Here is a 12,393-nt window from a genome sequence, read left to right as displayed (position 1 = left end):
CTACACCGCGGCCGGTGGCCTGGCAACACTGCGCGGTCGGTGCTGCGCACGGCCGGTGGAGCTGGTCTCGTTACGATGGGCGCATGGACAGCTTCCCGCCATCTCCATCGCCTGCCGAGAGGGCACCAGTCGCCGCGCGGGCTGCCGGCCGCTACGCCCCGAGCCCAAGCGGCCGGTTGCACATCGGAAATCTGCGCACCGGGGTGCTCGCCTGGCTGTGCGCGCACTCCACGGGCCGGGACTTCCGCTGGCGGATCGAAGACCTCGACCGGGTCCAGGCCGGGGCTGCCGAACAGCAGCTGGCCGACTTCGCCGCACTCGGCATCACCCCCGATGGACCGCTCGTCGTCCAGTCAGAGCGCACGGAGCTCTACGGGGACGTCATCGACGCGCTCGCTGCGGCCGGGTTCGTCTATGAGTGCTACTGCTCGCGCAGAGACATCCAGTCCGCGCCCTCTGCTCCGCACACTCCCCCAGGTGCCTATCCGGGCACCTGCCGGGATCTGACAGCGTCGGTTCGTGAGGCTGAGCGCACCCGGCTGGCGGGGAACGGCCGGCAGCCGGCGCTGCGGTTGGATGCGCAGGCCGCTGCGCAGCTGCTGGAGGTGCCGGTGCGGGCCTCCGGTCCCGAGGTGGTGGTCGCCGATGTGCTGCTCGGTGACGTCCGCGGGTTCATCGATGACTTCGTGCTGCGCCGCGGTGACGGCGTCCATTCCTACCACCTGGCGGTCGTCGTCGATGATCTGGCGATGGGCATCGACCAGGTGGTGCGGGCCGATGACCTGGCGTCCTCGACGCCGCGGCAGGTGTTCTTCGCCTGGCTGCTGGACCGAGTCTGTCAGGAGCTCATCGGCACAGGATCCGGGGGTGCGGAGATCGAATGGGTGCATGTGCCGCTCGTACTCGGGCCCAGCGGGCAGCGCCTGGCCAAGCGCGACGGTGCCGTGACACTCGGTGATCTGGCCGGCACCGGTTTCGACTTCTTCGCCTGGCTCGGCAGCTCGCTCGGCTTCGGCCCGTGGGATGGCCTGGAGCAGGCGCGCGGGGAGTTCGATCTGACTGCCCTGAGGCGGCAGCCGGCGATCTTCGATCCGGAAGACTGGGTTCAGCCGTCTGGCTGACTGGGTTCAGGCGTCCGGCCGACCGGGTTCAGCCGACTGTCGGCTGAGCCTCGGCCAACACCTGCCGGTAGATCGCTTCGAAGGTGTCAAGAGTGTGGCGCACGTCGTGACGGGACACGAGTTCCCGGGAGGCCTGTCCCATCTGCTGCCGGTCCGCGTCGCTCATCGTCAGCAGCCGGGTGAAGGCATCGGTCAGTGCGTCGACGCTGCGCGGTTCGAACAGATAGCCGTTCTCCCCGTGACGGCACAGATGCGGCAGCGCGACCGCGTCGGCGAGGACGACCGGTTTGCCTGAGGCCATCGCCTCCAGAGTCGCGATGCTCTGCAGCTCAGCGGTGCTGGGCATGCAGAAGAACGTCGCATCCTGGTAGGCGCGCACGAGCTCCTCGTCGCTGACCTTGCCGCGCAGCCGCACCCGGTCGGCGACACCGAGCTCGGCGGCCAGGGCGCGCAGCGGCTCGGTCTCAGATCCGGCGCCGATGATGTCAGCGTGCAGGTTGAGGCTCGGGTCGGTGCGCGCGAGGGCTGCGATGAGGTCGCCGATGTTCTTCTCCAGTGACAGCCGCCCGACGAACAGCACCGTCGGGTGCGACTGCTCGACGTCATCAGCGGTGAAGAAGTGGGACAGGTCGATGCCGCAGGACACCGCTTGGATGGCGCTGCGGAACCCGTTCTCCGTCAGCAGATCTGCAGACAGCTGGGTCGGCACGGTGAGATAGTCGGCTTTCTCGAAGCACCGCCGTAGATCCCACCAGGCGGCAGCGCTGCCGTATCGCAGCAGCCTCTCGGGCGCATTGAGGTAGGGCCGGACGTTGTCGGGCATGAAGTGGTTCGTCGCCACCACCGGGATGCCGCGCTTGCGGGATTCGCTGAGCGCATAGCGGCCGATGACGAAGTGCGCCTGCGCATGCACGACATCGGGGCGGATGAGGTCGAGCAGGCGGGACACCTCGGGCTTGGTCTCCCAGGGCATGCAGATCGTCCACGTCGGGTGCAGGTACCAGCGGTGGGAGCGGATGCGGTGGACGAGCACGCCGTCCTCCCGCGCCGTCGACGGTGTGCCGGTGGCCGAGGGGCAGATGACGTGCACCTCGTGGCCGCGGGCGACCAGCCCGGTGGCCAGGGTCTGCGCGAAGGTCGCGGCACCGTTGACCTCGGGGGCGTAGGTCTCGGTGGGGATGCAGATGCGCAGGGTGGTGCGGTCAGCCGGGGCAGTGCTCTGCTCGGTCTCAGTCAACGATCGTCCTCATCGGGGTGGGTGCCGTACTTGTCGTTCATGCGCTGGCGCTCCTTGGCCACCACGTCTGGATGATACCGGGACAGCGCGATGACCGCCCAGCATGCGATCGCCCCGGTGACGGCCATGAGCACGAGCTGGAGGATGGAGGCCTCCATGGCTTCGCCGAGCACTATCGAACCGAGCAGCACCGCGAAGATCGGGTCGATGACGGTCAGGCCGGCGATGACCATCTCCGGTGGCCCGGCGGCATAGGCGGCCTGGACGAACCACGAGCCGATGATCCCGGCCAGCGCGAGGCTGATGACGTTGAACCAGGTGATTCCGCCGAGCCCAGAGTCGAAGAACTGGTTGGAGATGATGTGTACGTTCGTTGCGACGGTGGCGAACAGCAGGCCGGAGCCGGTGATGAGCAGCAGTTGCGGCGGGTGGTTGCGCACGAGGATGACGACGCCGAAGATCACCGCGAGCGCCAGCGCGATCCAGGCAACGCGGTGGGCGCTGGACCCGTAGTGCACCTCGTAGCGGCCGATGACCGCCGCCACGGCGACGAAGGCGGCAAGGGAGAGCCCGCAGGCGGCCACGGCGAGGATGATCGTGCGGGTGAGCGCCAAGCCGCGGTGGACGACGGCGAGGATGACAGCGGTGATGAGAGCGACCGCGCCGATCGGCTGAACGACCATCACCGGGGCGATGGCCAGGGCGATGATGTTGGCGGCGTTGCCGAGGATGAGGACGATGAGACCGAGCAGCCAGGTGCGGTTGGTGAAGATGCGGGCGAACTCTTGGACCCGGAAGCGGGTGGAGTCCTCCTCTCGCTGGTTGACACCGCTGTGCTGCAGCAGCGCGGCGTACGCCAGTGCGATCGCAGCGAACAGCGCCAGGCTGATGGCCAGTAGGGTCGTCACCCGGCCAGTGTAGCCCGCGGCCCTCAGGTGAGGCTCACACGGCGCCAGGCGGTTCCTCACATACGGGACTCGGCGGCGCCTCGCATCCGGGACTCGGCGGCGCCTCGCATCCGGGACTCAGCCACGCAGTGCGTGCCGGGATCCGGTGCGGATCGACTCAATCGGGCGTGAGGCACGTCACCGTTGGGGTGATTTGAGAACTGCGCGACCCCGGTGCTAGAGTTGTTTCTCGCGTGATCATCACGATGACGCTATTCCTCCGTAGCTCAGTTGGCAGAGCATTCGACTGTTAATCGAAGGGTCGCTGGTTCGAGCCCAGCCGGGGGAGCCACTGCCCCGCTCTGTGCGAGCGGGGCTTTTTCGTGCCTGCAGGCTGCCGCTGATGAGCTCATGCGGTCCGGGCTCACCGCGCGGCAACGAGTCCGCGGTACTGCGGGAAGCGCTCGAGGTAGCGCGCGACGTATGAGCACATCGGGATGATCCTCTCGTCGCGCTCGGCCAGCTGTTGAAGCACCTTCGTCACGAGGGTGCGCGCGTAGCCCTGCCGACCGAAGGCCTCGTCGATGATAGTGTGCTGGAGCTCGTACACCCCAGGTTCGGGCATCGTGTAGCCGAGGAATCCGACGAAGGTCCGCTCCGGCCCGGACAGCCACAGTTCGAACCGGTCGCGTGAGAGGTTGTCGACGACCTCGACGGGATTGCTGACGAGAACAGGGTCTTCCATGGCGGAACTCCTCCTGGGGTCGGTGGTGATGAGTCTAGCTCAGAGGCTGTCTTTCGCCGGCGACGTAGACCGCGCTGGGTGCGAGGTGAAGCCACTCCGCCGGGTCGAGGGCGAAGGGGTCGCGCTCATAGAGCTGGAAGTCGGCGTGCGCGCCGGGGGCCAGCGTGCCGAGTGTGTCCTCTTCGAAGGAGGTGTAGGCCGCGTCCGAGGTATAGGCGCGGATCGCCTCGGCGAGCGTAATGCCCTGCTCGGCATCGAGGACCTGGCCGGTCTTCGTCGTCCGGGTCACCGCCCCGTAGATGCCCTCCCACGGGTTGCCGTTGGTGACCGGGACGTCGGAGTTGCCCGGCGCGATGATGCCGCGGTCGATGAAGGATCGGTGCGGATAGACCCGCGGCATCCGGTCGCGCCCGAGCACCTTGAGGTAGGAGTCGCCGAGGTGGTAGATGAAGCCGACGGATGAGCAGGCGATGATGTTCCACTCAGCGAGGAAGTCGAGATCCTCCGCAGACGGCAGGGTGCAGTGCTCGATGCGGGTGCGGCGGGTGCGCACCGCCTCATCGTCGCCGATGTTCGTGAGGGCACGGCGAGCCTGCGCGATGGCGGCATCGCCGATGCTGTGGATGGCCAGCCGCAGCCCGCCGGCGACCGCCGCACGCAGATGCCTGGTGAGGGTCGTATCGTCGATGTAGAGGATCCCGGTCTCGTCGCTGTGCTCGTACGGGCAGCACAGGGCAGCGGTCTTGCCGCCCACTCCCCCGTCGAGGACGAACTTCGCGCCCTGGATGCGCATCCAGTCGTCGCCGAGCCCGCTGGTGACACCGGCGGCCAGTGCTGCGTCGAGAATGCCGTCGTAGCCCATCTGGGTCAGGGCCCACAGCCACGGGCGCAGTCGAATGCTCAGCTGCCGGCTGGCGGCGAGTTCGGTGTACAGGCGCAGGTCGGTGCGGCTGGTGGACATGTCGTGGACGGTGGTGATGCCCCAGTCGAGGAACTGCTGCTGGGCGCGGGCGAACCCGCCGGAGAGCTCATCGGGGGCGTAGTCGGGGACGGTGATGAGATCCATCGCCTTCTCCTGGCACAACCCGGTCAGCCGGCCGCTGCCGTCCCTGACCAGCCGGCCGCCGACCGGGTCCGGGGTGTCTTCGTCGACGCCGCAGACGTCGAGTGCCTTCGAATTCACCAGCAGCATGTGCCGGCAGGTGCGGGTGAGCACAACCGGATGGTCCGGTGCCGCGGCGTCGAGGTCCGCGCGGGTGGGCACCCGGTCGTCTTCGAGGTATGTCTCATCCCAGCCGGCTCCGCGGATCCACCCGCCGGGCTCAGTGCCGTTCGCGACCTCGCGGATGGCTTTCTGGATGTCGGCGATGCTGTCGACGACATCGGGGCGCACATCGACCTGCAGGAGGGTCCGGTCGTACATGCTCGGGTGCCCATGGCTTTCGATGAACCCGGGCATGACGCACTGGCCGTCGACATCGATGACCTCACCAGCATGTGCATCTGCGGCATCGTCGCCGCTGGCGGTGATCCGGCCGTTGCTGATGTGCAGCGTGGTCGGTGCGGTGAAGTGGTCCTCGGCTAGCAGGCGCGCATTGCGCAGCGTGATCTGGCTCATGCTCCAACCCTAATGCAGGGTTGCCTGCGCCGGGCGTGGTCACGGCCTCGGGGGTGGGGTCATCTCGACGTCGCTGCCGAAGGCTGCCTCGACGGCGTGGGCCCATTCGCCGTCGTCGGCCGCAGCGGCGATCCCTTCGGCGATCGCCTCTGCCAGGGCGGGGTCCTCGGTGCGCATCCGGATCCAGTATCCGGCCGGGCGCAGCCGGTCCTCGCTCAGCGTCAGCGCCTGCGGGTCCTGCGCGGCGAGTGCCTGCAGGTCGAGGTCGGGTCCGACGACGGCGTCGACGTCGCCGGCTGTCAGTGCGGCGGCGCAGTCGGTCAGCGATTCGCGTTCGACGACCGCAGCGGTGGTCTGGTCCTCGATCGCCTGCTTGCCGGTTGAGTCGGGCAGTGCGCAGACCTGCTGGCCGGTCAGCTCGCTGAACTCCTGGAGATCCGATGCTGCCGGGCTCAGCAGACCCTGGCCGCCGAGGTGGTAGGGCCCGGCCAGATCGGCTGGGATTGCGTGGGCGCCAGTGGCAGAGTCGCCGGTGCCCGTGTCGCCTATGGCAGTGCCCTCGGCGGTTTCGCCTGCCTCACCGGCGGACTCGGTGGCCTCCGTCGCCGAGGCGGCGGCGGCCGGTCCGGGTGCCGGGTCGAGTCCCTCGATGGGCTGGCCGTCGGTGTCGATAAGGAGGTCAGCGGCTGGTTCCTCGCCTGCGAGCAGGGAAGCCGTGTCCGCGGATGCATCGACCCATGTGATCTGGTGGGAGGCGAAGCCGAGGCGCCCAGCGATGAGGCTGCCGATCTCGGCGTGGAACCCGGCCGGCACAGTCTTCCCTGCGGAGAGATATCCCAGCCCCGGTTGGTCGAAGGGCACCCCGATGCGCAGCATCGCCGCGTCGCTGGCATCCGTCCAGATCGGGCTGTCCTTGACGGCGGCGTTGGAGTCGACGGTGTAGTCGTGGGCGGGTTCAGCACTGCTGTCGGCCTCATCGGTGATCCCGCAGCCGGCGGCGAGCAGTGCGATTCCTGCGAGGGCGGCTGCGGTGGAGAGCCTGCAGCGTGCTCCGGTATCAGAAGTCGGCACGCGTCATCACCGGGATCACGTGGTAGGCCGGCTCCTCGTACGGGTGGGCGGCGAGCATCGCGTCGAGTGCGGTGGCGGTGAGCTCGGCTGGGCAGATGACTTCAATGCGCTCTTCGGCGACTTCTTCACAAGTGCCGATGTCGCCGATCGCCGGGTTGGCGCCAGCGCCCGGGGTGAAGCGGCCGGTGCCGCGACTGGAGAAGGAGCAGCCGGTGTAATCGCCGATGGCCCCGGCCCCGCCTGCAGCCAGTGCGGCGCGCACGGCATCGGCAGATTCGATGGGTGTGTAGACGACGATGACACAGTTCGACATGACTTCAGCCTAGCGGCTTGACCGCCTGCTGCCGGTGCGTCAACACGCCCTGTCGTGTGGCGCGTGCGGGAGCCCGGTCACTGTCATGAGACGAGCGCGGGAGCGCGGTCAGCTGCTGGTGAGCACCTCGGTGAGGACCGCACCAGCAGGTGCCGGGTCGTCACCGGTGCTTGGACCGGCGGGGTCGACAATGCCGACGTCGACGAATCCGCCGCGCTGTCCGATCGCCCCCGGGTCCGCTGTGCCGGAATGCCCAGGTCGACGCGCTCGATGCCGAGCGCGGCCAGCACCTCGGCATCGGGAGGATCAGGATGACCGGGACGAAGGCGTGCTCGTCTGCCGCCTCGATGCGACCGGTGCGCCACATCGACTTCCGAGGTGTAGGACCAGTCCGGAACCTGGGTGCGCGAACGCGGGTTCGTCTGCCTCGCCCACGCCAGGGTGGCCCGCTGACGGGAGGAGTCGATCTCGGTGAGCTCGATGACCTTCGCGGCCGCCGGGGCGTGCAGGCCGGCAGGCCGCAGCAGATGCTTGAGCTGATCGTGGGCCCGGCCTGCGGCGCGTGGATCCGTCCAGGGGCCTGCTGCCGCTGCGGCAGCGGCGAGCGTCCAGCCGGTGCGCCTCGCCCGGGCCATCTCGTCTCCCCCATCGACGCGGCAGCCCCAGACTCTGGGATCCGGCCGCTGCCGGAAGGCTGGAAGCCACCGGTGCCAGCCTAGCGTGACACACCTCGGACGCGGCCGTCCGGCACCTCGGTCACTAGCCCGTGAGACAGGCGGCAGGCCTGCGGACAGCTTGGTACAGTTTCTCCAATCCACCTAGAGCCCCACGTCACACAGAGGATGTGAGCAGCATGCCAGCTTCCGAGATCTCCGCCGGTCATGTGATCGTCAAGTCATTGGCCGCCCATGGCGTCAAGCGCGTCTATGTCGTGCCCGGCGAGAGTTTCCTCGACGTGCTCGATGGGCTGCACGACTCGCCGATCGAGACCGTCGTGTGCCGCCATGAGGGCGGGGCCGCCTATATGGCTGAGGCCGACGGCAAGCTCGGCGAACTGCCGGGCATCGCCATGGTCACCCGCGGCCCGGGTGCAGCGAACGCACACGTGGGCCTGCACACCGCCTGGCAGGATTCGACGGCGATGGTGCTCTTCGTCGGGCTCATCCCGTTCGAGCACCGGGAGAAGGAGGCTTTCCAGGAGTTCGACCCCAAGGCGTGGTTCGACACCGGTGCCAAGCGCGTCATGATCCTCGACCACCCGGAGCGGGCCTCCGAGGTGGTCGCCGAGGCGATGTTCGCTGCGGTCTCCGGGCGTCCCGGCCCGGTGGTCGTCGGCCTGCCCGAGGACATCATCACCCAGCCCAACGACGGGATCATCCACCCGCAGATCCCCGTCGCGCAGGGCGGCATGACGGTCACGGACTGGAAGGCGCTGAAGTCCGCGCTCATGGAGGCTGAGCGGCCGCTGTTCGTCTTCGGCGGCAATGACTGGACCGGTGAGGGTGCCGACACCTTCACCCAGTGGCTGGAGGCGCACAATCTGCCGGCAGCTGCCGAGTGGCGCTGTGAGGGCACCGTCCCGTTCGGCTCCCCGAGCTATGTCGGCCCGCTGGGCTATGGACGCCCGCAGCACACCCACGAGGTGCTCGACGGCTCGGATCTGCTCGTCTTCGTCGGCACTGTTCCCGGTGACGTCATCACCGACGGGTTCACCGCCCGGCAGAATTGGGAGCGCAAGAACTTCATCGTCACCATCGACCCGTCGCTGCGCGGGCGCTCAGGGCCGGTGACCCACCAGATCGTGGCCAAGCCCGATGTGTTCGTCCGCGACCTCGTGCGCATGGACCTGCCGGTGTGCGATTCGTGGCGGACGTGGACGAACGAGCTGCGCGCCAAGCAGGTCGAGTTCTCCACCCCGCCGTCGGCTGAGCCCGGTGACGGGCAGGCGAAGATGGCGACGATGATGGCCAATCTCGTCAAGCGTCTCGATGAGGATGCGATGGTGACCTTCGGTGCCGGTGAGCACACGAACTGGGCGCACCGGTACTTCCCGACCAACGGCTATGCCTCAATGATCTCGGCCCGCAACGGCTCGATGGGCTACTCGGTGCCGTCGGCGGTGGCAGCGAGCCTGCAATACCCGAAGCGGCAGGTCATCTCGATCGCCGGTGATGGTGAGTTCCTCATGAACGCCCAGGAGCTCGCCACCGCCAAGCAGTACGGCGCCACCCCGCTCATCATCGTGATGGACAACCAGGAGTACGGCACGATCCGGACCCACCAGGAGCGGGCGTACCCACAGCGGATCTCGGGCACGCAGCTGGAGAATCCGGACTTCGCGCTCTACGCGCAGGCCTTCGGCGGATTCGGTATCCGGGTCGAACAGGACGAGGATATCCCCGGTGCCCTCGATGAGGCGCTGAAGGCGACCGAGAACGGTCAGTTCGCCCTCATCCATCTCATCGTCGAACAGCGCGTCAAGGCCTACTGAAAGACAGCGCGTCAGCTGAAGAAGCGGCTGGCGAATCCGGGCACCGGGTTCGCCACCGCTTCAGCTGTGGTCCCCGCCTGGACGACAGCGCCCTGGTCGAGCACGATCACCCGGTCGGCCAGCGCCTCGACGTCGACACGATCGTGACTGATGAGCAGTGCGGTGGCATCTCCGAGCAGCTCCGTCAGCAGCGCACGGATGTGCGGCGCGCTGTCACGGTCAAGGGCTGACATCGGCTCATCGAGCAGCAGCAGATCCGGTTCGGCGATCGCGGCCCGGGCGATCGCCGCCCGCTGGGCCTGCCCGCCGGAGAGCTGGTGCGGCCGCCGGTCCTCCATTCCGGCCAGGTCGACGCGTTCGAGCATCGCGGCGGCCCGGCTGTGGGCCTCGCGTCGGGCCACCCCGCGGCAGCGCAGACCGAAGGCGACGTTGTCGACGACGGTCATGGTGGGAAACAGCAGCGGCGCCTGTGCCAGCTGCACGATCCCGCGCTTGTGCGCAGGCACCCGCACCTTCCGGCCGGTGGTGCGCACAATCGGGCGCGCGCCGAGGGAGATCTCCGCCTCGGGCGGGGTCAGCAGCCCGGAGAGCACGTCGAAGGTCGTCGACTTGCCCGCCCCGTTCGGCCCGATGAGCGCCGTCGTCGACCCGGCCGGGACCGCGATGTCGATGTGGAGCCCGCGGGCCGGCAGCCGGAAGACAGCAGACAAGTCGCTCATGCGCGCGCCTGCTTGGGGGTGCGGTAGGTCGCCACGACGATGGTGAAGGCGATGACCATGAGCACGGCCGACAGAGCGATCGCCGAGGCCGGGTCGGTTTCGCGGGCCAGATAGATCTCCAGCGGCATCGTGCGGGTGCGGCCCTGCAGGGAGCCTGCGAAGGTGAGGGTGGCGCCGAACTCGCCCAGCGCCCGTGCGAAGCACAGCACCGTTCCCGACGCGAGGGCTGGGGCGAGCACCGGAACCGTCACCGTCAGCAGGGTGCGGGTGGGGCTGGCGCCCAGCCCTGCGGCGATGCGCTCATAGCGCGGGTCGGTGCTGCGCAGCGCGCCTTCGAGCGTCATGACCATGAAGGGCAACGACACGAAGGTCTGAGCCAGGACGACGGCGATGGCGGTGAAAGCGATCGAGATGCCGCCTGCTTCGAGGTAGCGGCCGATGAGGCCCATGCGCCCGAAGGTGTACAGCAGCGCGATACCGCCGACGACCGGCGGCAGCACCAACGGCAGCAGGCCCAGAGAGCGCAGCATTCGCCTGCCGGGGAACCGGGCGCGAGCGAGCACGAAGGCCAGCGGCACTCCGCCGAGCACGCACAGTCCGGTGGCCGCCAGCGAGGTCTGCAGCGACAGTCGCAGAGCACTCAGCGCCGAGTCCGAGCTGATGAGACCCCACAATGAAGCATAGGGCACCTGGGTCAGCAGCCCGATGATGGGCACGATGACGATGGCCGCCCCACAGGCTGCGGGCAGCCAGAGCCAGCGCGGCAGACCAGCGTGACTCACGGTGTGCCGAAGCCGGCGTCAGCCAGTGCGTCCCGGCCGGTGTCGGAGACCACGTAGTCGACCCACTGCCCGGCGGCCTCGGAGTTCTTCGAGGACTTCAGCACACCGATCGGGTAGTTGTTGATGACCTCGGCGGCTTCAGGGAAGTCCACGGCGGTGACGTCATCTCCGGCACCGGTGGCGTCGGTGACGTACACGAGTCCGGCGTCGGCCTGGCCGGAGGTGACCTTGCCGAGCACATCGGTCACTGCGTTCTCCTCGCTCACAGGTGAGAGATCGACACCGGCGAGCTCGGCCACCTCCTGGGTGGCGGCACCGCAGGGCACCTCGGGTGCGCAGATGACCAGTGAGATGTCATCGGCGCTCAGGCTGTGCAGGTCCTCGACGTCTCTGGGATTGTCTGGGGCGGTGACGATGGTGAGAGCGTTGGTGGCGAACCTCTGCGGCTGGCCTTCCATCAGTTCCTCGTCGGTCATCTTGTCCATGTTCCTCTCATTGGCTGAGGCGAACACGTCGGCAGGAGCCCCGGCCTGCATCTGGGCGGCAAGGTCGGGAGAACCGCCGAAGGAGAAGTCGACGGAGATGCCGGTCTCCTCCTCAAAGGACTCGCCGAGATCGGCGAAGACCTGGTTGAGAGAGGCAGCAGCGAAGACGATGATGGACCCGCTGTCGGATTCGCCGCCGTTGCCGGACCCGCTGGAGCAGGCGCTGAGCATGAGGGTGGCAACCGCCGTGAGCGCACCGGTGGTGGTGAGAGTCGATTTCATCAGTGTGATCCCCTTGCCGCGTCCATGCTGGCAGCAGTCCGTGCCCGCCTGAGAACACCCTAGCACTGCATATGCGTTCGACGCAGCAGATTTCATACGATGATCAACACTTATTCTCCATGTCGACCCGCAGCTGCGGATTCAACAGAACGCGGTCAGCTGCGCCTGCACTGAAGCCCAGCCTCCGAATCAGCGCCGCGGCATCTCCAGCAGCACCTGGGTGGCCTTGACGACGGCGGTCGTGACATCGCCGACTGTGAGCTCGAGTTCCTCAACAGCCTCAGCCGACATGAGCGAGACAACCCGGTGGGGGCCGCATTGAACATCGACCTGGGCCATGACGCCGTCCTTCTTCACGGCGGTCACGAGACCGACGAACCGGTTGCGCGCCGAGGACTGCACAGCCGCCGGATCCTTCGGCAGCACCGCGCTCGTGCGGGCCAACTCGGCCAGTTCGGCTCCATCGACGACGGCGCGCCCGCTGCCGTCGAGGCGCTGGGAGAGCTTTCCCGCGTGGATCCACCGGCGAAGGGTGTCATCACTGACCCCCATGAACAAAGCAGCATCGGAGATCCGCAGATCAGCCATGGCTCCACCTTTCCAAAATTCGGGATGACTGGTTCGAACTTCAATCATTCTGCC

General features: G+C 68.0%; 13 protein-coding genes and 1 tRNA gene. 3 read left to right on the top strand and 11 right to left on the bottom strand.

Annotated elements, in window-relative coordinates; all coding sequences use genetic code 11:
- Positions 1-83: 83 nt before the first annotated feature.
- Positions 84-1,121, top strand: a complete 1,038-nt coding sequence (gene gluQRS, locus M3B11_RS04860; RefSeq protein ID WP_259875629.1) for a tRNA glutamyl-Q(34) synthetase GluQRS — start codon at positions 84-86, stop codon at positions 1,119-1,121.
- A gap of 28 nt (positions 1,122-1,149) precedes the next feature.
- Here the strand turns inward: gluQRS and M3B11_RS04855 are convergent, their stop codons facing one another.
- Complete coding sequence (locus M3B11_RS04855) at positions 1,150-2,358, bottom strand: glycosyltransferase (RefSeq protein ID WP_259875628.1); 1,209 nt, start codon at positions 2,356-2,358, stop codon at positions 1,150-1,152.
- Positions 2,355-3,266 (bottom strand): DMT family transporter, encoded by a 912-nt coding sequence (locus M3B11_RS04850; RefSeq protein WP_259875627.1) that lies wholly within the window; start codon positions 3,264-3,266, stop codon positions 2,355-2,357. The genes M3B11_RS04855 and M3B11_RS04850 overlap by 4 nt, the downstream gene beginning before the upstream one ends.
- A 255-nt stretch (positions 3,267-3,521) precedes the next feature.
- Here M3B11_RS04850 and M3B11_RS04845 point away from each other — a divergent pair.
- Positions 3,522-3,597: transfer RNA gene (locus M3B11_RS04845), tRNA-Asn, on the top strand.
- 72 nt (positions 3,598-3,669) lie between these two features.
- Here the strand turns inward: M3B11_RS04845 and M3B11_RS04840 are convergent.
- The 5 genes from M3B11_RS04840 to M3B11_RS04820 all read right to left on the bottom strand — a co-directional run bounded on the left by M3B11_RS04840 (position 3,670) and on the right by M3B11_RS04820 (position 7,627).
- A complete protein-coding gene (locus M3B11_RS04840; protein ID WP_259875626.1) occupies positions 3,670-3,990 on the bottom strand; it encodes a GNAT family N-acetyltransferase in 321 nt (106 codons plus the stop codon).
- Positions 3,991-4,024: 34 nt separating this feature from the next.
- Positions 4,025-5,608, bottom strand: a complete 1,584-nt coding sequence (locus tag M3B11_RS04835) for an amidohydrolase (protein WP_259875625.1) — start codon at positions 5,606-5,608, stop codon at positions 4,025-4,027.
- 39 nt (positions 5,609-5,647) lie between these two features.
- On the bottom strand, positions 5,648-6,679 hold the full coding sequence (locus tag M3B11_RS04830; protein WP_259875624.1) for a transporter substrate-binding domain-containing protein: 1,032 nt from the start codon (positions 6,677-6,679) through the stop codon (positions 5,648-5,650).
- Positions 6,666-6,992: a hypothetical protein gene (locus tag M3B11_RS04825; protein WP_259875623.1), complete on the bottom strand. Its 327-nt coding sequence runs from the start codon at positions 6,990-6,992 to the stop codon at positions 6,666-6,668. The genes M3B11_RS04830 and M3B11_RS04825 overlap by 14 nt, the downstream gene beginning before the upstream one ends.
- 83 nt (positions 6,993-7,075) lie before the next feature.
- Positions 7,076-7,627: a hypothetical protein gene (locus M3B11_RS04820; RefSeq protein WP_259875622.1), complete on the bottom strand. Its 552-nt coding sequence runs from the start codon at positions 7,625-7,627 to the stop codon at positions 7,076-7,078.
- A 218-nt stretch (positions 7,628-7,845) separates the two neighbouring features.
- On the opposite strand from M3B11_RS04820, the gene M3B11_RS04815 reads away from it, so the two are divergent.
- Positions 7,846-9,483 carry a thiamine pyrophosphate-dependent enzyme gene (locus tag M3B11_RS04815; protein ID WP_259875621.1) on the top strand — a complete coding sequence of 546 codons (1,638 nt, stop codon included), beginning with the start codon at positions 7,846-7,848 and terminating at the stop codon, positions 9,481-9,483.
- A gap of 11 nt (positions 9,484-9,494) precedes the next feature.
- On the opposite strand, the gene M3B11_RS04810 is transcribed toward M3B11_RS04815, so the two are convergent.
- The 4 genes from M3B11_RS04810 to M3B11_RS04795 all read right to left on the bottom strand — a co-directional run bounded on the left by M3B11_RS04810 (position 9,495) and on the right by M3B11_RS04795 (position 12,339).
- Positions 9,495-10,202 (bottom strand): ABC transporter ATP-binding protein, encoded by a 708-nt coding sequence (locus M3B11_RS04810; RefSeq protein WP_259875620.1) that lies wholly within the window; start codon positions 10,200-10,202, stop codon positions 9,495-9,497.
- A complete protein-coding gene (locus M3B11_RS04805; protein ID WP_259875619.1) occupies positions 10,199-10,984 on the bottom strand; it encodes an ABC transporter permease in 786 nt (261 codons plus the stop codon). Before M3B11_RS04805 ends, M3B11_RS04810 begins: the two co-directional genes overlap by 4 nt.
- Positions 10,981-11,751: a molybdate ABC transporter substrate-binding protein gene (gene modA / locus M3B11_RS04800; RefSeq protein ID WP_259875618.1), complete on the bottom strand. Its 771-nt coding sequence runs from the start codon at positions 11,749-11,751 to the stop codon at positions 10,981-10,983. The genes M3B11_RS04805 and modA overlap by 4 nt, the downstream gene beginning before the upstream one ends.
- A 189-nt stretch (positions 11,752-11,940) precedes the next feature.
- The gene (locus M3B11_RS04795; protein ID WP_102159852.1) at positions 11,941-12,339 is read right to left on the bottom strand and encodes a molybdopterin-binding protein; all 399 of its coding nucleotides are present in this window, start codon (positions 12,337-12,339) and stop codon (positions 11,941-11,943) included.
- Between the last annotated feature and the right edge of the window lie 54 nt (positions 12,340-12,393).

Origin of the sequence: Brevibacterium sp. p3-SID960 (assembly GCF_025144725.1) — a bacterium.
Lineage (GTDB): Bacteria > Actinomycetota > Actinomycetes > Actinomycetales > Brevibacteriaceae > Brevibacterium.
Note: the sequence above shows the minus strand (reverse complement) of the source record. Positions and strands in the feature narration are given on the sequence as shown.

What these genes read in the sequence shown, in the direction of transcription:
- M3B11_RS04815 (WP_259875621.1), top strand. Translation starts at nt 7,846, where the DNA reads ATGCCAGCTTCCGAGATCTCCGCCGGTCATGTGATCGTCAAGTCATTG.
- M3B11_RS04840 (WP_259875626.1), bottom strand. Translation starts at nt 3,990, where the DNA reads ATGGAAGACCCTGTTCTCGTCAGCAATCCCGTCGAGGTCGTCGACAAC.
- M3B11_RS04835 (WP_259875625.1), bottom strand. Translation starts at nt 5,608, where the DNA reads ATGAGCCAGATCACGCTGCGCAATGCGCGCCTGCTAGCCGAGGACCAC.
- M3B11_RS04820 (WP_259875622.1), bottom strand. Translation starts at nt 7,627, where the DNA reads ATGGCCCGGGCGAGGCGCACCGGCTGGACGCTCGCCGCTGCCGCAGCG.
- gluQRS (WP_259875629.1), top strand. Translation starts at nt 84, where the DNA reads ATGGACAGCTTCCCGCCATCTCCATCGCCTGCCGAGAGGGCACCAGTC.
- M3B11_RS04810 (WP_259875620.1), bottom strand. Translation starts at nt 10,202, where the DNA reads ATGAGCGACTTGTCTGCTGTCTTCCGGCTGCCGGCCCGCGGGCTCCAC.
- M3B11_RS04825 (WP_259875623.1), bottom strand. Translation starts at nt 6,992, where the DNA reads ATGTCGAACTGTGTCATCGTCGTCTACACACCCATCGAATCTGCCGAT.
- modA (WP_259875618.1), bottom strand. Translation starts at nt 11,751, where the DNA reads ATGAAATCGACTCTCACCACCACCGGTGCGCTCACGGCGGTTGCCACC.
- M3B11_RS04795 (WP_102159852.1), bottom strand. Translation starts at nt 12,339, where the DNA reads ATGGCTGATCTGCGGATCTCCGATGCTGCTTTGTTCATGGGGGTCAGT.